The 19,232-nt window shown below is 63.3% G+C and carries 20 protein-coding genes; 5 read left to right on the forward strand and 15 right to left on the reverse strand.

The genetic code is table 11. The features are described 5' to 3' along the window. Nucleotides 1-4 precede the first annotated feature (4 nt). From NKI46_RS28160 to NKI46_RS28175, 4 genes are all read right to left on the reverse strand, one after another. Nucleotides 5-619 carry a hypothetical protein gene (locus NKI46_RS28160; RefSeq protein ID WP_031194875.1) on the reverse strand — a complete coding sequence of 205 codons (615 nt, stop codon included), beginning with the start codon at nucleotides 617-619 and terminating at the stop codon, nucleotides 5-7. Between the two features lie 70 nt (nucleotides 620-689). Beyond that, on the reverse strand, nucleotides 690-1,697 hold the full coding sequence (locus NKI46_RS28165) for a ribonuclease T2 family protein (protein ID WP_352749067.1): 1,008 nt from the start codon (nucleotides 1,695-1,697) through the stop codon (nucleotides 690-692). A 97-nt stretch (nucleotides 1,698-1,794) separates the two neighbouring features. Continuing rightward, nucleotides 1,795-2,244: a MarR family winged helix-turn-helix transcriptional regulator gene (locus tag NKI46_RS28170; RefSeq protein WP_023826583.1), complete on the reverse strand. Its 450-nt coding sequence runs from the start codon at nucleotides 2,242-2,244 to the stop codon at nucleotides 1,795-1,797. Next, on the reverse strand, nucleotides 2,241-3,122 hold the full coding sequence (locus NKI46_RS28175) for an alpha/beta fold hydrolase (RefSeq protein ID WP_352749069.1): 882 nt from the start codon (nucleotides 3,120-3,122) through the stop codon (nucleotides 2,241-2,243). The genes NKI46_RS28170 and NKI46_RS28175 overlap by 4 nt, the downstream gene beginning before the upstream one ends. Nucleotides 3,123-3,254: 132 nt before the next feature. On the opposite strand from NKI46_RS28175, the gene NKI46_RS28180 reads away from it, so the two are divergent. From NKI46_RS28180 to NKI46_RS28190, 3 genes are all read left to right on the forward strand, one after another. Next, nucleotides 3,255-4,187, forward strand: a complete 933-nt coding sequence (locus NKI46_RS28180) for an alpha/beta fold hydrolase (protein WP_023746935.1) — start codon at nucleotides 3,255-3,257, stop codon at nucleotides 4,185-4,187. An 82-nt stretch (nucleotides 4,188-4,269) separates the two neighbouring features. After that, nucleotides 4,270-5,445, forward strand: coding sequence for a CaiB/BaiF CoA transferase family protein (locus tag NKI46_RS28185; protein ID WP_023746936.1), 1,176 nt, complete (start codon nucleotides 4,270-4,272; stop codon nucleotides 5,443-5,445). Then, the gene (locus NKI46_RS28190) at nucleotides 5,442-7,091 is read left to right on the forward strand and encodes a thiamine pyrophosphate-binding protein (protein WP_023746937.1); all 1,650 of its coding nucleotides are present in this window, start codon (nucleotides 5,442-5,444) and stop codon (nucleotides 7,089-7,091) included. The genes NKI46_RS28185 and NKI46_RS28190 overlap by 4 nt, the downstream gene beginning before the upstream one ends. A 244-nt stretch (nucleotides 7,092-7,335) precedes the next feature. Here the strand turns inward: NKI46_RS28190 and NKI46_RS28195 are convergent, their stop codons facing one another. Then, entirely contained in the window at nucleotides 7,336-8,619 is a 1,284-nt protein-coding gene (locus tag NKI46_RS28195; RefSeq protein WP_352749073.1) for a cystathionine gamma-synthase family protein, read from the reverse strand. 122 nt (nucleotides 8,620-8,741) lie between these two features. Here NKI46_RS28195 and NKI46_RS28200 point away from each other — a divergent pair, with 122 nt between their 5' ends. Further along, nucleotides 8,742-9,200: an Lrp/AsnC family transcriptional regulator gene (locus NKI46_RS28200; RefSeq protein ID WP_352749076.1), complete on the forward strand. Its 459-nt coding sequence runs from the start codon at nucleotides 8,742-8,744 to the stop codon at nucleotides 9,198-9,200. 48 nt (nucleotides 9,201-9,248) lie between these two features. On the opposite strand, the gene NKI46_RS28205 is transcribed toward NKI46_RS28200, so the two are convergent. From NKI46_RS28205 to NKI46_RS28225, 5 genes are read right to left on the reverse strand one after another with little or no spacing between them, the layout of a single operon-like run. After that, the gene (locus NKI46_RS28205) at nucleotides 9,249-10,220 is read right to left on the reverse strand and encodes an ABC transporter substrate-binding protein (RefSeq protein WP_023682178.1); all 972 of its coding nucleotides are present in this window, start codon (nucleotides 10,218-10,220) and stop codon (nucleotides 9,249-9,251) included. A 38-nt stretch (nucleotides 10,221-10,258) separates the two neighbouring features. Then, nucleotides 10,259-11,413 carry an ABC transporter permease gene (locus NKI46_RS28210; RefSeq protein ID WP_352749078.1) on the reverse strand — a complete coding sequence of 385 codons (1,155 nt, stop codon included), beginning with the start codon at nucleotides 11,411-11,413 and terminating at the stop codon, nucleotides 10,259-10,261. Further along, nucleotides 11,410-12,288, reverse strand: coding sequence for an ABC transporter permease (locus tag NKI46_RS28215; protein WP_023690837.1), 879 nt, complete (start codon nucleotides 12,286-12,288; stop codon nucleotides 11,410-11,412). Before NKI46_RS28215 ends, NKI46_RS28210 begins: the two co-directional genes overlap by 4 nt. Then, nucleotides 12,289-12,825 (reverse strand): endonuclease domain-containing protein, encoded by a 537-nt coding sequence (locus NKI46_RS28220; protein ID WP_023705579.1) that lies wholly within the window; start codon nucleotides 12,823-12,825, stop codon nucleotides 12,289-12,291. Further along, a complete protein-coding gene (locus NKI46_RS28225; protein WP_023668219.1) occupies nucleotides 12,815-13,606 on the reverse strand; it encodes an ABC transporter ATP-binding protein in 792 nt (263 codons plus the stop codon). Before NKI46_RS28225 ends, NKI46_RS28220 begins: the two co-directional genes overlap by 11 nt. Nucleotides 13,607-13,716: 110 nt before the next feature. Here NKI46_RS28225 and NKI46_RS28230 point away from each other — a divergent pair, with 110 nt between their 5' ends. Then, the gene (locus NKI46_RS28230; protein ID WP_031196380.1) at nucleotides 13,717-14,121 is read left to right on the forward strand and encodes a cupin domain-containing protein; all 405 of its coding nucleotides are present in this window, start codon (nucleotides 13,717-13,719) and stop codon (nucleotides 14,119-14,121) included. Between the two features lie 17 nt (nucleotides 14,122-14,138). Here the strand turns inward: NKI46_RS28230 and NKI46_RS28235 are convergent, their stop codons facing one another. The 5 genes from NKI46_RS28235 to aptA all read right to left on the reverse strand — a co-directional run bounded on the left by NKI46_RS28235 (nucleotide 14,139) and on the right by aptA (nucleotide 19,075). After that, nucleotides 14,139-14,522, reverse strand: coding sequence for a hypothetical protein (locus NKI46_RS28235; RefSeq protein WP_023714800.1), 384 nt, complete (start codon nucleotides 14,520-14,522; stop codon nucleotides 14,139-14,141). Between the two features lie 16 nt (nucleotides 14,523-14,538). Continuing rightward, nucleotides 14,539-14,916: a hypothetical protein gene (locus tag NKI46_RS28240; RefSeq protein WP_023668216.1), complete on the reverse strand. Its 378-nt coding sequence runs from the start codon at nucleotides 14,914-14,916 to the stop codon at nucleotides 14,539-14,541. Beyond that, nucleotides 14,913-16,364: a dihydropyrimidinase gene (hydA, locus tag NKI46_RS28245; protein WP_023682186.1), complete on the reverse strand. Its 1,452-nt coding sequence runs from the start codon at nucleotides 16,362-16,364 to the stop codon at nucleotides 14,913-14,915. Before hydA ends, NKI46_RS28240 begins: the two co-directional genes overlap by 4 nt. A 62-nt stretch (nucleotides 16,365-16,426) precedes the next feature. Next, on the reverse strand, nucleotides 16,427-17,677 hold the full coding sequence (locus NKI46_RS28250) for a Zn-dependent hydrolase (RefSeq protein WP_352749083.1): 1,251 nt from the start codon (nucleotides 17,675-17,677) through the stop codon (nucleotides 16,427-16,429). 69 nt (nucleotides 17,678-17,746) lie between these two features. Then, complete coding sequence (aptA, locus tag NKI46_RS28255; RefSeq protein ID WP_023705584.1) at nucleotides 17,747-19,075, reverse strand: omega-aminotransferase AptA; 1,329 nt, start codon at nucleotides 19,073-19,075, stop codon at nucleotides 17,747-17,749. Nucleotides 19,076-19,232: the final 157 nt, after the last annotated feature.

A 19,232-nucleotide genomic window follows, 5' to 3' on the forward strand; every position in this document is an offset into this window, starting at 1 on the left:
GCTGTCAGCTCCGCTTGCGCTGCTGCAACGCGCCGACCGCAACTGAAACGGCTATCAGCGCGATGGCCAGCCATTTCAGCACGGTGATGATCGGACTGGCATCGATGTCATAAGCGATGAACAACAGAATGCCGGGCACCAGCAGGCCGCACATGACCAGCATGATGCGGTTGATCTGCCAAGACACTTTTGCTGCCAGCGCTTCGTCACCGGCTTCGCCGACAAGACCGGCGCGCATCTCCCGAGAGATGGCCAACGCGCTCGACAGGCGCATGGAGATCGGCAAGCCGAGCCCGATTATGAGGAAGGCACACGCCGCCAGCAGAGCCGAGAATTTGAGCGCGCTGGTGTCGGCCGGCACCGGAAACAAAAGTGTCGCCAGCGGCAGGAAGACACAGACGATGCCGAGCGCGGCAATGGCGATGAAGATCGCGGCATTGACCCAAGTGAACAGCTGGTAGCGGCTTGCCCCGATCGGCGCGGCAAGCACGCGCATGCGCGCCCACTCGGCATCGGTATAGGAAAAGCCCGGCCATTCCATGCGGCCGTCTTTTATGGCGGTCATCCCCCTGGCCCAGAAAGCCAGCCGCGCCAGCGCGCCTGATGTCATGCCACTCATCGCCACCCCCGCCGAATGAAACACATCCAGACCATATCACCGCGTCACTGCCAAGCGACAGACGGATATCCTACTGGAACCCGGCCGCATCGACCGAGCCCTTCGGACAGCCCGCCTTGGTCGTCGGCGCCGAGGCGAGCATGAGAGTGCCCAGCGAACTGTCGGGGCCGATCGGGCCCGTCAGGCCGAGCGTCAGCTCGCCGATCAGCCGCCTGCCGCTCGACGGATCGACCAGGCAGGAGACACGCACCCGCGCGCCCGACCCGGCGCCGAAGGCGCTGTCGAAGGCGCTGCGGATCTGGTCCGAAGTCAGCTGCTTGCCGACATTCCTGGTGAAGAGCTCGCGCACCGGCGACGCATTCACCGCCCGCATCAGGTTCAGCGCCTCGGCAAAATACTCCTGCTGGCTCTTGCCGTAGCAGGTGCCGTGCTTGATCCATTCATGCCGTTCGAGCTTGGAGGCGGTGCCAGGCATCACCTGGTCGAGTTCGGCGCGCGTATCAGCATCGAGGTTGACCGGCGGCAGGTCGGCCCAATGGGCCGGATTATCATTGGCCTTGTCGCTCGCCGGCACCTGGCAATAGAAATTGCCGTTCGGTTGCGGCCACAGACCATGCAAGGTGAAATGCGACGCGTCGAAACCGCCCGCCGTCTGCGCCTGGCATTCGGGCTTGCTTGCCTTGGTTTCGCAGAAGGCCGGCTGCCAACTCAGCGCAAAGACATATTCGGGCTTTCCCGAAGCCGCAGGCTTGCCCTGATCGGCGGGCGCGGCCGGCTGGGCGGCCGCGCTGCCGCCGGTGACATGACCGCAGCTGATCTTGACCCAGCGACGCTCAGGATCGGCGCCCGGCACGCGGATGAGGTAATGCGTCGGCGCATCCTTGTTGCCGGCCAGGAGGTCGTAGCTCTGTCCAGCCGTTGTCGCGATATTGCCGGGGTTCTTGCCGCTTTTGATTGCCTGCGTCGCCGGGCAAGCCGCATCGGCCACGAAGGAGCCGCTCATCTTCACATCGGCGCGCGCTAGGCCGACACCGGCCAGCGCCACCAACACCGCACCCCATATCGCCGATATCCGCATTCCAGCACTCCTAGCGTTTCATAGCGCAAGCTAGAAACGTGTGACATGTCAGAATTACGATTTCTTTCGTCCGCCGCAAAAACAATCGCTCGGTCGATCAGACCCCGCCCTCCTCGACCCGCTTCGTCAACATACGCAGCAGATCAAGCGCGCTCTCAAGCACGCGAGGCTCGATGCCCTCGCTGATGCGGTTGGCCCAGACATGCTGGCGCGTGCCGATATCCCTGATCGCGGCCCGGCCGGCATCGGTCATCGCCAGGAGCTTCGCGCGGCGGTGCGCCGGGTTGTCCGCATAGGCGGCAAGCCCTTCGGCGGCCAGAATATCGGCCAGGCGCTGCACGCTCTGGCGCGCAAGCCCCATGTCGCGGGCAATGTCGGCCACCGATTTCGGCTCCTTCAGCACCGCGCCCAGAACCTGCCAGCGCGCCGCCGTCAGCCCGGCAGGCTCCGCCAGCCGGTCGGCCGCGTCGAGAAACCCGCCATTCAGCCGGAACACGGCAAGCACCAGTTCGGTGAGCACATCTCCGGCTTCGGTCCTGCTTGTCATTTCTGGCCGGCCTCGATGGTGGAAACGAAAGTGTTGACGGCTTCAGCCACCGCCTCCGGCTTGTCAAGCATCACCCAATGGCCGGAACCGGCGACGGTTCTGTGGCCAATTCCGCTGCGCAGCCGAAACAGGGCCGCCGCATTGTCATTGGCCTCCGTGGCCAGCACGAAGATCGGCCCGTGATAGGCGTCGAGCGTCGGTTCGGGATTCCATTCCGCCAGCGCCTTGCCGACGCCTGCCCGAGCCGCCGGATCGACCACCGCCGCATCGGCGATGACCTGTTTGCGGACATCTGGGTTGGAGCCGGCGATCGAGGTGTAATAAGCGCTCAGGACATCGCCGCCGTTTGGCCCCGCCAGATCGCGCACGAACCCGTCGCGAATCTCTTTGGGCAGGGCGCGCGGATCGGTCGCCGGATCGACCAGCAGGATGCCGGCAACACGGTCGGCATGGCCGGCGGCATAGGCGAGCGCGGCCCCACTGCCGCCGCTATGTGCAACGAGGACAAACCGCTTCAGGCCGAACGCATCGGCCACCGCACCAATATCGTCGGCACGGCCGTCATAGCCGTAGTCGGCATCAGCTGCAGGCGCCGATGCGCCATGGCCGCGAAAATCGAAGGCGACCGCCTCACGGCCACCTGCGGTGAGCTGCATCACCCGGTTCCACTGTGTGGCGCGGCTGCAATCACCATGCGCGAACAGGATCGGCAGGCCGTCGCCGGATTTGATGTCGTAGCCGGCAAGCTGGCCCTGCGGGCCGGCAATGGTCTTCATGGTCATCTCCCTGGTTTGGCTGGAAGCAATGCCGGGCAGGAGCATTGCGGATGAAAGGCTCGCCAGCAGAAACGCGCGGCGCGAAACGGTTTTCATGGTCATGCTCCGATCCAATTGACAGTATGCTGTCATATAGCCAAATTGACAGCAAGCTGTCAACAGTGGCCCCGGCTGATTTCGACCTCCCCTTGACGTCGGTCCCGCGTCGCTCAACAGTCGCCGAGGGAGCGAGACATGGCATTTGACAAGCAGACGACGCTGGCCTCACCGACCGGGGCCACGCTCAACCTCTATGTGAAGCACGCGAGCGGCTCTCCACGGGCCGTCGTCCAGATTAACCATGGCTTGGCCGAACACGCCGCGCGCTATGCCCGCTTCGCGGATTACCTCAGCACCCGCGGTTTTCACGTCTACGTCCACGACCATCGCGGCCATGGCGCGACCAAGGCGCCCGATGCCCCGCTCGGCAGGTTCGCCGGCACAGGCGGCCCGGCCAAGGTGATCTCCGATGTCGACGCAGTCCACGATTTGATTGCGAAGGAGCAGCCCGGCCTGCCGGTCATCCTGTTCGGCCATTCGATGGGTGCGTCGGTGGCGCTCAACTACCTGCTGGCGCACTCGCCGCGCGTCCACGCCGCGGCGATCTGGAACGGCAATTTCTCACAAGGCTTGCTCGGCCGGCTTGCGCTCGCCATCCTCGCTTATGAGCGCTTCAGGCTCGGCTCCGATGTCCCCTCACGCATCTTGCCCAGGCTGACCTTCCAGGCCTGGGGCAAGGCGGTGCCCAGCCACAAGACGCTCTTCGACTGGCTGTCGCGCGACGAGGCAGAAGTGGCGAAATACATTGCCGACCCGCTGTGCGGCTGGGATGCCTCGATCTCGATGTGGCGCGATGTCGTGGAGATGGCGCAGAAAGGCGGCAAGGATGCGGGCTTTGCCGGCATCAGGCGCGACCTGCCCGTCAGCATCGTCGGCGGCGAGAAGGATCCGGCCTCCGACTATGGCAAGGGCATCGACCATCTCGCCAAGCGCATGCGCGCGATGGGCTTTTCGAATCTGGTTTCAAAGGTTTACGCCGACGCCCGCCACGAAAGCTTGAACGAGGTGAACCGCGACTCCGTCATGACCGATTTTGCCGCGTGGGCCGATGGTGTGTTGAAACGCTGACATCGCTGGCCCACCGCAAGGCCCGTGACAGCGGCATCCCGGGTTGATAGAGGCTGCGGTTCCGACCCGTTTTTGGTGATTTATGGCTGAACCTCCGCTGAAAGGCGTCCGCGTCGTCGAACTCGCCCGCATCCTGGCCGGCCCGTGGGCAGGACAATTGCTGGCCGATCTCGGCGCCGATGTTATCAAGGTCGAGAGCCCAGATGGCGGCGACGATACCCGCAAATGGGGTCCGCCCTTCGTCATGAGCCATGATGGCGAGAACCTGTCGGCCGCCTATTACCACTCCTGCAATCGCGGCAAGCGCTCCATCGCGGTCGATTTCTCGACGCCCGAAGGGGCCGAGACGGTGCGCCGGCTGGTTGCCACGGCCGACGTTCTGATCGAGAACTTCAAGCTCGGCGGCCTGAAGAAATACGGGCTCGATTACGAGAGCCTGAAGGCGATCAATCCAAAGCTCGTCTACTGCTCGATCACCGGCTTCGGCCAGGACGGGCCTTACGCCCCACGCGCCGGCTATGATTTCATCATCCAGGCCATGGCCGGCATGATGTCGATCACCGGCGAGGTCGGGCGCGAGCCGCAAAAGGCTGGCGTCGCCATATCGGACATCTTCACCGGCCTCTATTCGGTGATCGCCATCCAGGCAGCGCTTAGCCATGCCGAAAAGACCGGCGAAGGCCAGCATATCGACATGGCCCTGTTCGACACGCAGATTTCCGCACTCGGCAACCAGAACCTCAACTATCTCGTCTCCGGCAAGGCGCCGGTGCAGATGGGCAATGCGCATATGAACATTGCGCCCTATGAGGTTGTCCCGGTCAGGGACGGTCACATAATCCTGGCGGTCGGCAATGACGGCCAGTTCGCCAAATTCTGCGCCGCCGTCGGGCTCGACCATCTCTCAGCGAATCCCGATTTCGCCACCAATCCGGCCCGCGTCGCCAACCGGGTGAAATTGCGCGAGCACATGATCGAGACGCTGAAGAACTGGGACCGAGACCCGTTGCTGGCCAAGCTCGAAGCGGCAAGCGTGCCGGCGAGCCCGATCAACAATATCGGCCAGATGTTTGCCGACCCGCAGACGATCGCACGCGGCATGCGCCTCGACCTCGACGATGGCCATGGCAATCGTCTGCCCTCGGTACGCGCGCCGATGGTGATGTCGGGCACGCCGCTCATCTATGAGCGTCCCTCGCCTCGCCTTGGCGAACATACCGAAGAAATCCTTGCCGAACTGGAGAAGTCTGGACGATGAAGACCGGTGGACAACTGATTGTCGACGCACTCGAGGCGAACGGCACCGACCGCATCTTCTGCGTGCCTGGCGAATCCTATCTCGCTGTGCTGGACGCGCTGCATGACTCGCCCATCCGCACCATTGTCTGCCGACAGGAAGGCGGCGCCGCCATGATGGCCGACTGCCAGGGGCGGCTGACCGGCCGGCCAGGCATCTGCTTCGTCACCCGCGGCCCCGGCGCCACCAATGCATCGGCCGGCATTCACATTGCCATGCAGGATTCGATACCCGTCATCCTGTTCATCGGCCAAGTCGCCAGCCACGCCAAGGAGCGCGAGGCTTTCCAGGAGGTCGACTACAAGCGCTTCTTCGGCGACATCGCCAAATGGGTGGTGGAGATCGACGATGCCGCGCGCATCCCCGAACTCGTCACCCGCGCCTTCGCCGTCGCGACATCGGGCCGCCCCGGCCCCGTGGTCATCTCGCTGCCGGAGGACATGCTGACCAGCCTGGTCGACGCGCCTGCGGCCTTGCCGCACACGCCGGTCGAAACCCGCCCCGGCGGAGCCGAACTCGATGCTTTGGAAAAGCTTCTGGCCAAGGCCAAGCGTCCCTTCGTCATCCTCGGCGGCACACGCTGGGACGAGGAAGCGGTGGCGCGCATGCGCACCATTGCCGAGGCCTGGTCGCTGCCGATCGGCTGCTCCTTCCGCCGCCAGATGCTGTTCGACCATCTGCACCCGAACTATGCCGGCGATGTCGGCATCGGCATCAATCCGAAGCTGGCCACCGCCATCAAGCAGGCCGACCTGGTGCTGCTGATCGGCGGCCGCATGGGCGAGATGCCGTCCTCCGACTATACGCTGCTGAAGAGCCCTTACCCCGACCAGACGCTGGTCCATGTCCATGCCGATGCCGGCGAACTCGGCCGTGTCTACCGGCCGACCCTGGCGATCAACGCTGCGCCGTCAGCCTTCGTCGAAGCCTTCGCCAAGCGCAAGCCAACGTCCACGCCAGCCTGGGCGGATGAGACAGCGAAAGCACACGCTGCCTACCTCGACTGGTCGACGCCTCCTGAGACCGGCCCCGGCACGGTCCAGATGGGGCCGATCATGAACTATCTGGAAAAGATTTTGCCCGATGACGCCATTTTCACCAACGGCGCCGGCAATTACGCCACCTGGGTGCACCGCTTCCACCGCTTCCGCCGCTTCGCCACCCAAGGCGCGCCGACCTCCGGTTCGATGGGTTACGGCACCCCGGCCGCGGTCGCCGCCAAGGCGCTCCATCCCGACCGCACCGTGATCGCCTTTGCCGGCGACGGCTGCTTCCTGATGAACGGACAGGAATTCGCTACCGCCGTGCAATACGACCTGCCGATCATCGTCATCGTCGTCAACAACGGCATCTACGGCACCATCCGCATGCACCAGGAGCGCGACTATCCCGGCCGCGTCGTCGCCACCGATCTGAAGAACCCTGACTTTGCCGCTCTTGCCCGCGCCTATGGCGGCCACGGCGAGACGGTCGAGAACACGGCAGATTTTGCCCCTGCCTTCGAGCGTGCCCGCGCCAGCGGCAAGCCGGCGATCGTCGAGATAAGGCTCGATCCCGAGGCGATCACGCCGACGCGGACGATGACGCAGATCCGCGACAAGGCCTAAGAACTTCGTAGCGAAAGCCGAGTTCGTCACACCCCCCTCTGTCCTGCCGGACATCTCCCCCGCAAGGGGGGAGATCAGAAGTCACATCGGCCTTTGCCAATCACCAACGTTGAAGATGAGGGCCGGCGGTCAAGCTGCCAATCTCCCTCCTTGCGGGGGAGATGGCCGGCAGGCCAGAGGGGGGTGCTGTCCCGCCGACGCTGCCAAGGCGATCGCCCCTTTCCTGATATCTACAAGCGAGCTATCAGACCGCTGCCAGCGCCTGCGTCAGGTCGGCGATAAGATCGTCCGGATGCTCGACGCCGATCGACAGCCTGACCGTCGTGTCCAGCACGCCGATGCGCTGGCGCACGTCGAAGGGGATGCCGGAGTGCGTCATCGCCGCCGGGTGGCTGGCGAGTGACTCCGTGCCGCCGAGGCTCACCGCCAGCTTGAATATTTGCAGCCCGTTGAGAAATGCGAAGGCCGCCTTCTCTCCGCCTTTGATATCGAAAGAAAATGTCGACCCGGCGCCGCTGCATTGCGCCTTGTAGGCCCGTCCCGCTGCCGTATCCTCGCCCAGGAACGGCAGGTAATGCACCTTCTCGACCTTGGCGTGATCGCGCAGGAATTCGGCCACGAGCCGCGCATTGTCGTTGGCGCGCTCCATGCGGATGGACAGCGTCTCCAGCGAGCGGCCGAGCATCCAGCAGGAATGCGGGTCGAGTTGCGTGCCGATGGCGCCGCGCAGCGCCTTGATCGGCTTGGTCACCGCCTTGCTGCCCATGGCCGCCCCGGCGATCAGGTCGGAATGGCCGCCGACATATTTGGTCAGCGAATAGACGGAGACATCGGCGCCATGTTCGATCGGCCGCTGGAACACCGGGCCGAGCAGCGTGTTGTCGCAGACGATGATCGGCGTTGATCCTTGGCTTGCGCCGATCTCGTCGGCAATCTTCCTGATCAGCGCGATATCGACCAGGCTGTTGGTCGGATTTGACGGCGTCTCGATGAGGATGACCGAGACACGCCCCTTTGCCACCGCAGCATCCGCAGCCGAGCGCACCGCCTTCTCGTCGACGCCGTCGGCAAAGCCGACAGCGCCGATGCCGAAGCCGGACAGCGTGCGCGTCAAGAGCGTCTCGGTGCCGCCGTAAAGCGGCTGCGAATGCAGGATGACATCGCCCGGGCGGGCATAGGCGAGCAGCGTCGTGGCGATCGCCGACATGCCCGACGAGAACAGGATGCAGGCGTCCGTTCCCTCATAGACCGCCAGCCGGTCCTCGACGATCTCCGAGTTGGGGTGATTGAAGCGCGAATAGACCAGGCCGGACGCCGTGCCGCTCGGCGGCTCCTTGCGGCCGGATGTGTAGTCGAAGAAGTCGCGCCCCTCCTCCGCCGATTTGAACACGAAGGTCGAGGTCAGGAACACCGGCGGCTTGACGGCGCCCTCCGACAGCTGCGGATCGAAGCCATAGCTCAACATCAACGTTTCCGGATGGAGCTTGTGGTTGCTGATGTGGGTTTTCGACGGGCGCGGCGCGGTCATGGCTTTTCCTGCATCTGGAGGAGTCTCGTGCAGCAATTTATGCGATCCCGGTCCACCAGTCCTTGCTATTTTCGGCCTCGCATGGCTGCATCCCGGCAACAAATTGCCGAGCGAGAGCAAAAGTGCAGCAGAAGATAGCCGACGATTTCGACCGCAAGATCCTGCGCGAGCTGCAGGCCGACGCCCGCATCACCAACAATGAGCTTGCGGAGCGCATCGGCCTGTCGCCGTCGCAATGTTTGAGGAGGGTACGCCGGCTGGAGGAGGCCGGCATCATCCGGGGCTATACCACGCTGGTCGACCCGGCCGCCTTCGGCTGGAACATGGTCGCCATCGCCACCGTTCGGCTCAGCCGCCAGAACGAGGACGAGATCGTCATGTTCGAGGACGCCATCCGCGGGTGGGAGGAGGTGCTGGAATGCCACCTCGTCACCGGGTCGCGCGACTATGTGCTGAAGGTGGTGACCGGCAGCCTCGAACAGTACGAGCGCTTCATTAAGGAAAAGATCGCGCGGCTGAAATGCGTCGCCTCGATCGAGACCAGCTTCGTCATGAACACCATAAAGGAACGGCGCCTCTGACATTGGGTCAAAGGCGCCGCTCTCGAGGTCGAAATTGCCTGGCCAGGCTTATTTGATCGCCTTGTCGGTGATGGCCGTGGTGTAGGCGCCGGTCGGCGCCTTGGTGATGATCTTCTGGTCGAGCAGCGCCTTGGCGGTGCGCTCGTAGGTCGCCGGGTCGAGCTTGCCGTCGGCATTGTCGATCAGCTTGGCGACTTCGCTCATCATCCGCTTCTGGTGGTTTTCGTCCTGGCCACCGCCGTCCATGACAATGCCCGCGGCCTCGTCATTGTTGTCGATGGCATATTTCCAGCCCTTCATCGAGGCGCGCACGAAACGCACCATCTTGTCTTCGAAAGCCGGATCCTTGAGCTTGTCTTCCGAGGCATAGAGCCCGTCCTCAAGCAGGTCGTTGCCCATCGCCGAGTAGTTGAACACGGTGAGCTGGTCCGGCTTGTAGCCGGCATCGATCAGCTGCCAGTACTCGTTGTAGGTCATGACCGAAATGCAATCCGCCTGCTTCTGGATCAGCGGCTGCACGTCGAAGCTCTGCTTCAAAACCGTGACGCCATCCGGGCCGCCTTCGGTCTTCAGGCCGAGCTTGTTCATCCAGGCGTAGAAAGGATATTCGTTGCCGAAGAACCAGACGCCGAGCGTGTGACCCTTGAAATCGGCTTCGGTCTTGATCGGGCCGTCCTTCGGGCAGACCAGCTCCATACCGGCCTTCTTGAACGGCTGGGCGATGTTGACCAGCGGCACGCCCTTTTCGCGCGCGGCGAGCGCCCCGCCCATCCAGTCGACGATGACGTCGGCGCCACCGCCGGCGATCACCTGCTCGGGTGCGATATCGGGACCGCCCGGCTTGATGTCGACGTCGAGGCCTTCTGCTTCATAAAAACCCTTGGCCTTGGCGACATAGTAGCCGGCAAACTGCGCCTGCGTGACCCATTTCAGCTGCAAGGTCACCTTGTCGGCGGCCATTGCCTGGAACGCGGCCAGCGACATCGCGCCGGCCAGCATCGGAATGATCAGTCTTTTCATGTTTTTACCCTCTGAAGTTAACACCCGAACCCACCGCCCTATCCACCACGGACAGAGGGATGCCAAAACGTGACGGCTCTCTCGACGAGAGCGACCACGCCATAAAAGACCGAACCCGCCAGTGCTGCAACTGCGATTTCGGCCCAGACCATATCGATGTTCATCCGCCCGACCTCGGTCGAGATGCGAAAGCCCATGCCGACGACCGGCGTGCCGAAGAACTCGGCGACGATGGCGCCGATCAGCGCCAGCGTCGAGTTGATCTTCAGCGCGTTGAAGATGAAGGGCGCTGCCGCCGGCAGCCGGAGCTTCAAGAGTGTTGGCCAGTAGCCCGACGCATAGGTGCGCATCAAATCGCGCTCCATATGGCCGGAGGCGGCAAGACCGGCAACCGTGTTCACCAGCATTGGGAAGAAGGTCATGATGATGACGACCGCGGCCTTGGACGGCCAGTCGAAGCCGAACCACATCACCATGATCGGCGCCACACCGATGATCGGCAGCGCCGAGACCATATTGCCGATCGGCAGCAGACCGCGGCGCAGGAACGGCACGCGGTCGGCCGCAATCGCCACCAGGAAGCCGGCGCCGCTGCCGATGACATAACCGAAGATCACCGCCTTGAAGATGGTCTGCCTGATATCGGCGCCGAGCACCGGCAGGGAACTGGCGATGCGCACACCGATGGCGCTCGGCGGCGGCAAAAGGATGAAGGGAATGCCGGCGCCACGCGTCACCGCTTCCCATATGATCAGGATCCAGGCGCCGAAGATCGCCGCGATGATGAGGCGCAGCGCCATCCGCGCCCCTTTTGCCATCGGGCGAAGCCCCGACAGCACCGCCACACAGCGCCAGGCCAGCAGCCAGGCAGCGGCGAGCAGCAGGAAATACGGCGCCAATGCCGTGCCTTCGAAACCTGTAATGCCCGAGATCAGCATCCAGGCGACGAGATGAGCGCCGATGAACAGCACCGCAGCCTCGGCCAGCGGCGAAATTCTGATCATCGAGATCAGCCCCGCCAGCACGGCCAGGCCGATCATCGGGGTCTTTATACCGAAATAGGGGTAGTCGAAGATTGCCGTCGGGTCTGCAAGGGTGGCCGCTTCCGGCTTCGACATCGCGCCGAGCGACAGGGCTACAAGACACAGCGCAACGGCCAGCACGGCTTGCCAGGAGGGCTTCAGCCAGTTCATGCCGGCCTCCCGCCCATCGCGCGGTCAACGAGGCGCCCGGCTATGCCGACCACCATGACCAGAAGGGCCGCCACCACCGAGCCCGCCACAAGGGCGGACCAGATGTCGATGGACTGGCTGTAATAGGCACCTGCCAAAAGCTTGGCGCCGATGCCGGCGACAGCACCGGTCGGCAGTTCGCCGACAATGGCGCCGACCAGGCTCGCCGCCACCGCCACCTTCATCGAGGTGAACAGGAACGGCACCGAGGCCGGCACCCGCAGCTTCCAGAAGGTCTGCGAGACACTGGCATTGTAGGTGTGCATCAGGTCGAGATGCATGAGTTCGGGCGAGCGCAGGCCCTTCACCATGCCAACCGTCACCGGGAAGAACGACAGGTAGGTCGAGATCATCGCCTTTGGGATCAGACCGCTGATGCCGATCGCCCCCAGCACGACGATGATCATCGGCGCCACCGCCAGAATGGGAATCGTCTGGGAGGCGATGATCCACGGCATCAGGCTGCGGTCGAGCGTCGCCACATGCACGATGCCAACCGCGATGACGATGCCGAGCGCCGTGCCGAAGGCAAAGCCGAGCAACGTCGACGACAGGGTCACCCAAGCATTGTAGACGAGGCTTCGGCTCGATGTGATGGGCCGCAGGAAGGTGTTCTCGAAGAAGTTCACCGCCACCTGATGCGGCGCCGGCAGCGTCGGCTTGGGCTGCGACAGCGTCTTGCCGATGAATTCGACGGTGTCGTGGGTTTCCCCGGCGCGCCGGTCGAGGTCGCGCTGGAAGGGCGCGTTTAGGATGACGGCGAAGACATACCAGAGCACCACCACGCCCAGGAGGATGGAGGTCACGGGGATGAATTTTTCGCGGAAGGTGTCCATCTAGCGCGCCTCGCCAGCGGGGCGCCCTCCTCTCCCCAACGGGGAGAGGGTGGCCGGAGCGAAGCGGAGGTCGGGTGAGGGGGTAGAAATCTTTCCGTCGAGACAAGCCAAGATCGTATCCAGGACCGCTCGGCGCTCAGCCAAAACTTCGTGATTCCAGAAGCGCAGAACCGAATAACCTTGTCCGTTCAGCCAGGCTGTCCTGGCGGGATCGGTCAGTGAATCCGCGTGTTGGCTGCCATCAAGTTCGACAATCAGCCCCTGCTCGCGGCAGACGAAGTCCGCGATGAAAGGTCCGAGCGGCACTTGCCGCACAAATTTGTAGCCGTTGAGATGACGTCCTCTCAATTCCCCCCAAAGCCGGTATTCAGCTTCGGTCTCGTCAAACCGCAGCTTTCGGGCGCGAGCGGTTGCCCCGACATTTCTCTTGGTCGGATCCGTCGGCGCCGCCCCCTCACCCGACCTCCGCTTCGCTCCGGCCACCCTCTCCCCGTTGGGGAGAGGAGCCAGCCGGTCGTTCGCCCCCTCAATCATCATAGCTGTGCCCTGCCCTCAAGCCATCGCGTACCCTGGCCGCGATCGCCAAAAATTCCGGCGTCTCGCGGATATCCAGTGGCCGCTCTTTTGGCAGCGTCGATTCGATGATGTCGGTAACCCGACCTGGGCGCGGCGACATGACGACGATGCGCGTCGACAGATACACCGCCTCGGGGATGGAATGGGTGACGAAGCAGATCGTCTTGTTGGTGCGCGCCCACAATTCCAGAAGCTGTTCATTGAGATGGTCGCGCACGATCTCGTCCAGCGCGCCGAAGGGCTCGTCCATCAGCAACAGGTCGGCGTCGAAGGCGAGCGCGCGGGCGATCGAAGCGCGCTGCTGCATGCCGCCGGAAAGCTGCCAAGGGTATTTCTTCTCGAAGCCGGAGAGGTTGACGAGCTCCATCGTGCGCTTGATGCGCTCGGCCTGCTCCGCTCTCGAAAGGCCGATGATCTCCAGCGGCAGCGCCACGTTACGCTCGATCGTGCGCCACGGGAAAAGGGCTGCCGCCTGGAAGACGTAGCCATAAGCGCGTTTCTCGCGCGCCTGTTCCGGCGTCATGCCGTTGACCGAGATCGTGCCCGATGTCGGTTTTTCCAGATCGGCGATGACGCGCAGCAAGGTGGTCTTGCCGCAGCCAGATGGGCCGATGAAGGAGACGAACTCGCCCTTGCCGATGGTCAGGTCGACTTTGGAGAGCGCCTCTACCGGACCGTCATTGGTCTGAAAGGTAAGGCCAAGTTTGCTTGCCGAGACGACGGCTGGCGATCGTCCCGTCATCGCTTGCTGCCTGCTTCTCGCAGCCGCCCAGGATGAAATGCCGTTGCATTCGCGTTGATGTTGCTTTCCACTCGTCCAATCCCACCCAATCGACGCCCGGAGCCTTGCCGATGTCGCCCAAACCCACTTGTCACCTTATCCGTCCTGAAAGCACTTATGAAGGCAAGCAGGGATTGACCTATTTTGCCGGCATTGCAGCCGAGACGGTCGGCTCGTCCGGCATCTGCATGCATCTGCTCACGCTGCCGCCCGGCGCCCGCGCCAAGGCGCATCTGCATGAAAGCCATGAGACGGCGATCTATGTGCTCTCGGGCGAGGTCCACACATGGTATGGCGACAGGCTCGAGAACCACATCGTCGTCAAGGCCGGCGACCTCTTCTACATCCCGGCCGGCGTACCGCATCTGCCGGCCAATATGAGCAACGCCCCGTCCTCGGCCGTCATCGCCCGCACCGATCCCAATGAACAGGAAAGCGTCGTCCTGTTGCCGGAACTGGATGCGCTGGTGGCCTGACGCTGACGGGACTGCCGTCATTTGCACCGCGCCACTTCGCCCATGACATTGCCGTCGTCGTCGGTGACCGTCAGCTTCTTGGCGTTCTTGGCGCTGCGCTTGATGGTGAATTTGGTCGGCTCCTGTCCTTCTTCGCCTTCCGCCTCGCATGTTGCCGTCACCACCAGCGACCCATCAGCCTGCGCCTGCTTGTCCGTGAAGGTGCAGGCGCTGGCGGCGGTGACCAATGCCTCGTCGGTCAAAAGCAGCATCCGATCGGCGGCGACTTCCTGGCCGTTGCGGTTGATGCAGCCATATTTGTCCCCATAGGGTTTCGTCAGGTCGATGCCTGCCGCAAGGGCCTGACCCGCAGCCAGAACGACTATCATCGCAACAGACGGCCCCAAACCGCGCGCGCTCATTCCCCCAGCTCCAACGTCACGAACACGGTTGCAACGGCCCCATTTCTTCAAGACCGGGAATGGTCACGAAGAACCCACCCTCGCCCTTGTTGGTGACCACAACGGTTTCAGCCGTCGTCCCCGCCTCGCCTTCGGCGGAACAGGTCGCATCAAGCGATTGCGTGCCCGGCGCCCACGTCAATTGCTGCGCGAACCGGCAGCCGCTGCCATAGGTCTCGATGCCTTCGGCGGTCAGCACGATATAATCGTCCCGGCCCTGAAAACCGGCCTTTGCAAAGACACAGCCGGCATCGTTGCCCCAGGAGCCGGCCAGCCTCTCGGCCCCTGTTGCCGGACCAGCGACCACCATCGCCACGACCAGTGAAATGAGCGCCCCCGGGCTCCGCAACGTCAAACGCCTGTCGCCGGAATGCCGGTGCGTTCCACCTTGCGCGGCGCGGTAATGTCCTTCCAGGTCGATAGAGCCCGGTTGACCGCCGCGTTCGGCTCGCGGGCGACGAATTCGCCATGGCCGGGCTTGGCCTTGACCTCCGCTTCCTCGACCGACAGTTCGCCGCGCGAAAAGACGAAGCGCGGCAGGCCGGTCACCTCAAAACCTTCGAAGACGTTGTAGTCGATCACCGATTGCTGCTTCTTCGAGGTGATGGTCTTCTTGGCGCTGGGGTCCCACACCACGATGTCGGCGTCCGCGCCTTCGACGATGGCGCCTTTCCTAGGATACATGTTGAGGATCTTGGCGATGTTGGTCGAAGTCACCGCGACGAACTCGTTCATCGTCAGCCGCCCGGTGTTGACGCCCGTCGTCCACAGCACGGGCAAGCGGTCTTCAAGCCCGCCGGTGCCGTTCGGGATCTTGGTGAAATCGCCGACGCCATTGCGCTTCTGCTTGGTGGTGAAGGCGCAGTGGTCGGTCGCCACCACCTGCAGCGATCCCGCCTGCAGGCCGGCCCACAGCGAATCCTGGTGCAGCTTGTTGCGGAAGGGCGGGCTCATGACGCGGCGCGCCGCATGGTCCCAATCCTTGTCGAAATACTCGCTTTCATCCAGCGTCAGATGCTGGATCAGCGGCTCGCCGAAAACCCGCATGCCCTTCTGGCGGGCGCGGCGGATGGCTTCGTGGCTCTGCTCGCAGGACACATGCACGACATAGAGCGGCACGCCGGCCATGTCGGCGATCATGATGGCGCGGTTGGTCGCCTCGCCTTCCACTTCCGGCGGCCGCGAATAGGCGTGTCCCTCGGGACCATTATTGCCGGCAGCGAGCAGCTTTTGCGACAGCGCCGCAACCACGTCGCCATTCTCGGCATGAACGAGCGGCAGCGCGCCGAGATCGGCGCAGCGCTGGAACGACGCGTACATCTCGTCGTCGTCCACCATCAGCGCGCCCTTGTAGGCCATGAAATGCTTGAACGAGGTAATGCCTCTGTCGACGACGGTGGCCATCTCGTCGAACACCTGCTTGCCCCACCAGGTGATCGCCATGTGGAAGGAGTAGTCGCAGGCAGCCTTCGAGGTCTTGTTGTCCCACATCTGCAACGCTTCCAGCAGCGATTGCTGCGGCGCCGGCAGGCAGAAATCGACCACCATCGTGGTGCCACCGGAAAGGGCCGCACGCGTCCCGGACTCGAAATCGTCGGCCGAATAGGTGCCCATGAACGGCATTTCGAGATGGGTGTGCGGATCGATACCGCCCGGCATGACGTAACAGCCGCTGGCGTCGAACTCATGGTCGCCATGCAGGTTCGAGCCAATGGCGACGATCTTGCCGTGCTGCATCAGCACATCGGCCTTCCAGGTGCGGTCGGCGGTGACGATGGTGCCGTTTCGGATGACTTTGGTCACTGTCGTGTTCCCTTGTTCTCTTCGCGCTTCTTGTGAGCGTCGTTTTGAATACAGATCTTAGTTCACGCCACGATCCCCGCTGTCTCTACCACCGCATGGAACAGCACGTCGGCGCCGGCGCCGGCCCATTCCTTGGTGATTTCCTCAGCCTCGTTGTGTGACAACCCGTCAACGCAGGGGCACATCACCATGGCGGTCGGCGCAACGCGGTTGATCCAGCAGGCGTCGTGGCCGGCGCCGGAGACGATGTTGCGGTGGGAATAGCCGAGCCGATCGGCGGCGTCGCGGATCGCCTTGACGCAGCCGGCATCGAAGGTGACCGGATCGAAAGCGCCGACCTGCTCGACCTTGTACTGGATGTCGAGCGCCTCACAGATTGTGTCGATGCCTTCGCGTATGCGTCCATCCATCGCGTCCAGCACTTCCTTCTCGGGCGAGCGGATGTCGATGGTGAAGACGGTGCGCCCGGCGATGATGTTGCGCGAGTTCGGAAACACCTCCATGTGGCCGACCGCGCCGACGGCGTCGGGCTGGTAGTCCATGGCGATCTCGTGCACCAGTTCGATGACCCGAGCCATGCCGAGCCCGGCATTACGGCGCTTGGGCATCGGGGTCGAGCCGGTATGCGCCTCCTTGCCGGTCAGCGTTACCTGCAGCCATTTCAGGCCCTGGCCGTGGGTGACGACGCCAATGTCGATGCCTTCGTCCTCGAGGATCGGCCCCTGCTCGATATGCAGTTCGAAGAAGGCGTGGATCTTGCGATCACCGACTTTCTCGGTGCCTTTCCAGCCGATGCGCTCCAGCTCCTCGCCAAATTTCCTGCCCTGTTTATCAGTGTGCTGATACACGTCCGCCTGATCGAGCACACCGGCGAACACGCCGGACGCCATCATAGCCGGGGCAAAGCGCGAGCCTTCCTCATTGGTCCAGTTGGTAACGACGATCGGATGCCTGGTCTGGATGCCGAGATCGTTAAGCGAGCGAATAATCTCCAGCCCGCCGAGCACGCCGAGCACGCCGTCATATTTGCCGCCGGTCGGCTGCGTGTCGAGATGGCTGCCGACATAAACCGGCGGCAGGCTGGGATCAGCGCCTTCCCGGCGGGCAAACATGGTGCCCATTTCGTCGAGCCCCATTTCGAGCCCGGCCGCCTCGCACCAGCGCTTGAACAGATGCCGTCCCTCGCCGTCCTCGTCGGTCAAGGTCTGGCGATTGTTGCCGCCGGCAATACCGGGGCCGATCTTCGCCATCTCCATGATGGAATCCCACAAACGGTCTGAATTGATTCGCAGATTCTCGCCCGGGGCGGCCATTCAAAGTCCTCTCATTTCATATAACCAACCGGGCGGCGGTTCCCGCCGCCGCCCGACTGGCTGGATAGATTAGTCGATCGCCCTCAGCACTTCTCTGACATGGTCGATCAATTCGTTGATCTGGCCCTTGGTGATGATCAGTGGCGGCGACAGCGCGATGATGTCGCCGGTGGTGCGGATCAGCGCGCCGCGCTCGAACGCCTTGACGAAGGCCGAGAAGGCCCGCTTGGTCGGGCTGCCGGCGATCGGCGCCAGTTCGATCGCGCCGATCAGGCCGATATTCCTGATGTCGATGACATGCGGCTCGTCCTTCAGCGAATGCAGCGCATCTTCCCAGTACGGCGCCAGTTCCTCGCCGCGGGTGAGCAGGCCCTCTTCCTTGTAGGTGTCGAGCGTGCCGAGTGCCGCGGCGCACGCAATCGGATTGCCCGAATAGGTGTAGCCGTGGAAGAACTCGATCATGTGCTCGGGGCCGGTCATGAAGGCGTCGTGGATTTCCTTCTTCACGAACACCGCGCCCATCGGGATGACGCCGTTGGAGACGCCCTTGGCGGTGGTCATGATGTCGGGCGTGACGCCGAAATAATCCGCTGCGAACGGCGCGCCGAGACGGCCGAAACCGGTGATGACCTCGTCGAAGATCAGCAAAATGCCGTGCTTGGTGCAGATCTCCCGCAGTTTCTGCAGATAGCCCTTCGGCGGCAGGATGACGCCGGTGGAGCCGGCGACCGGTTCGACGATGACGGCGGCGATGGTCGAGGCGTCATGCAGGGCAACGATGCGCTCCAGCTCGTTGGCGAGTTCGGCGCCATATTCCGGCACGCCCTTGGAGAAGGCGTTCTTTTCCGGCAGATGCGTGTGCGGCATGTGGTCGACGCCGCCGAGCAGCGTGCCGAACATCTTGCGGTTGGTGACGATGCCGCCAACCGAAATGCCGCCGAAATTGACGCCGTGATAGCCGCGTTCGCGGCCGATCAGGCGGGTGCGCGCGCCCTCGCCCTTCACACGGTGATAGGCGATCGCCATCTTCAGCGCGGTTTCCACCGATTCCGAACCGGAATTGGTGAAGAAGACATGGTCCATGCCCTTGGGCGCGAGGTCGACCAGGCGGTTGGCCAGTTCGAACACGATCGGGTGACCCATCTGGAAGGCCGGCGCATAGTCGAGTTCGGCCGCCTGATGCTGGATCGCTTCCGTGATCTTGGGACGGCAATGGCCGGCATTGACGCACCAGAGGCCGGCGGTGCCGTCGAGCACCTTGCGGCCGTCGCTGGTGGTGTAGTGCATGTCCTTGGCGGACACGAACATGCGCGGCGCCTGTTTGAACTGCCGGTTTGCCGTGAACGGCATCCAGAATGCACTGAGATCGTTCGGCGTGACTTTCAGCCGGTTGGACATGACCAAGACTTCCCCTTGTAACCTGTTTCGGTGCGGCTAACGCTTGGTCTTTCCAAAGCTTGGTTTTTGCTGCGTTTTCATGCTACGCAAATTTTTGACCGATTGGACAAACGTTAGCACCGCCCTGTCGGCGGTCAAGGGATTACTAGCGGAAATG

Source organism: Mesorhizobium sp. M0615, from assembly GCF_040320805.1.
Taxonomy (GTDB): Bacteria; Pseudomonadota; Alphaproteobacteria; order Rhizobiales; family Rhizobiaceae; genus Mesorhizobium.

What these genes read in the sequence shown, in the direction of transcription:
- NKI46_RS28225 (WP_023668219.1), bottom strand. Translation starts at nt 13,606, where the DNA reads ATGACGGGACGATCGCCAGCCGTCGTCTCGGCAAGCAAACTTGGCCTT.
- NKI46_RS28205 (WP_023682178.1), bottom strand. Translation starts at nt 10,220, where the DNA reads ATGAAAAGACTGATCATTCCGATGCTGGCCGGCGCGATGTCGCTGGCC.
- NKI46_RS28170 (WP_023826583.1), bottom strand. Translation starts at nt 2,244, where the DNA reads ATGACAAGCAGGACCGAAGCCGGAGATGTGCTCACCGAACTGGTGCTT.
- NKI46_RS28175 (WP_352749069.1), bottom strand. Translation starts at nt 3,122, where the DNA reads ATGACCATGAAAACCGTTTCGCGCCGCGCGTTTCTGCTGGCGAGCCTT.
- NKI46_RS28180 (WP_023746935.1), top strand. Translation starts at nt 3,255, where the DNA reads ATGGCATTTGACAAGCAGACGACGCTGGCCTCACCGACCGGGGCCACG.
- NKI46_RS28250 (WP_352749083.1), bottom strand. Translation starts at nt 17,677, where the DNA reads ATGGCCGCCCCGGGCGAGAATCTGCGAATCAATTCAGACCGTTTGTGG.
- NKI46_RS28165 (WP_352749067.1), bottom strand. Translation starts at nt 1,697, where the DNA reads ATGCGGATATCGGCGATATGGGGTGCGGTGTTGGTGGCGCTGGCCGGT.
- NKI46_RS28210 (WP_352749078.1), bottom strand. Translation starts at nt 11,413, where the DNA reads ATGAACTGGCTGAAGCCCTCCTGGCAAGCCGTGCTGGCCGTTGCGCTG.
- NKI46_RS28195 (WP_352749073.1), bottom strand. Translation starts at nt 8,619, where the DNA reads ATGACCGCGCCGCGCCCGTCGAAAACCCACATCAGCAACCACAAGCTC.
- aptA (WP_023705584.1), bottom strand. Translation starts at nt 19,075, where the DNA reads ATGTCCAACCGGCTGAAAGTCACGCCGAACGATCTCAGTGCATTCTGG.
- NKI46_RS28230 (WP_031196380.1), top strand. Translation starts at nt 13,717, where the DNA reads ATGTCGCCCAAACCCACTTGTCACCTTATCCGTCCTGAAAGCACTTAT.
- NKI46_RS28185 (WP_023746936.1), top strand. Translation starts at nt 4,270, where the DNA reads ATGGCTGAACCTCCGCTGAAAGGCGTCCGCGTCGTCGAACTCGCCCGC.
- NKI46_RS28215 (WP_023690837.1), bottom strand. Translation starts at nt 12,288, where the DNA reads ATGGACACCTTCCGCGAAAAATTCATCCCCGTGACCTCCATCCTCCTG.
- NKI46_RS28160 (WP_031194875.1), bottom strand. Translation starts at nt 619, where the DNA reads ATGAGTGGCATGACATCAGGCGCGCTGGCGCGGCTGGCTTTCTGGGCC.
- NKI46_RS28220 (WP_023705579.1), bottom strand. Translation starts at nt 12,825, where the DNA reads ATGATGATTGAGGGGGCGAACGACCGGCTGGCTCCTCTCCCCAACGGG.
- NKI46_RS28235 (WP_023714800.1), bottom strand. Translation starts at nt 14,522, where the DNA reads ATGAGCGCGCGCGGTTTGGGGCCGTCTGTTGCGATGATAGTCGTTCTG.
- NKI46_RS28190 (WP_023746937.1), top strand. Translation starts at nt 5,442, where the DNA reads ATGAAGACCGGTGGACAACTGATTGTCGACGCACTCGAGGCGAACGGC.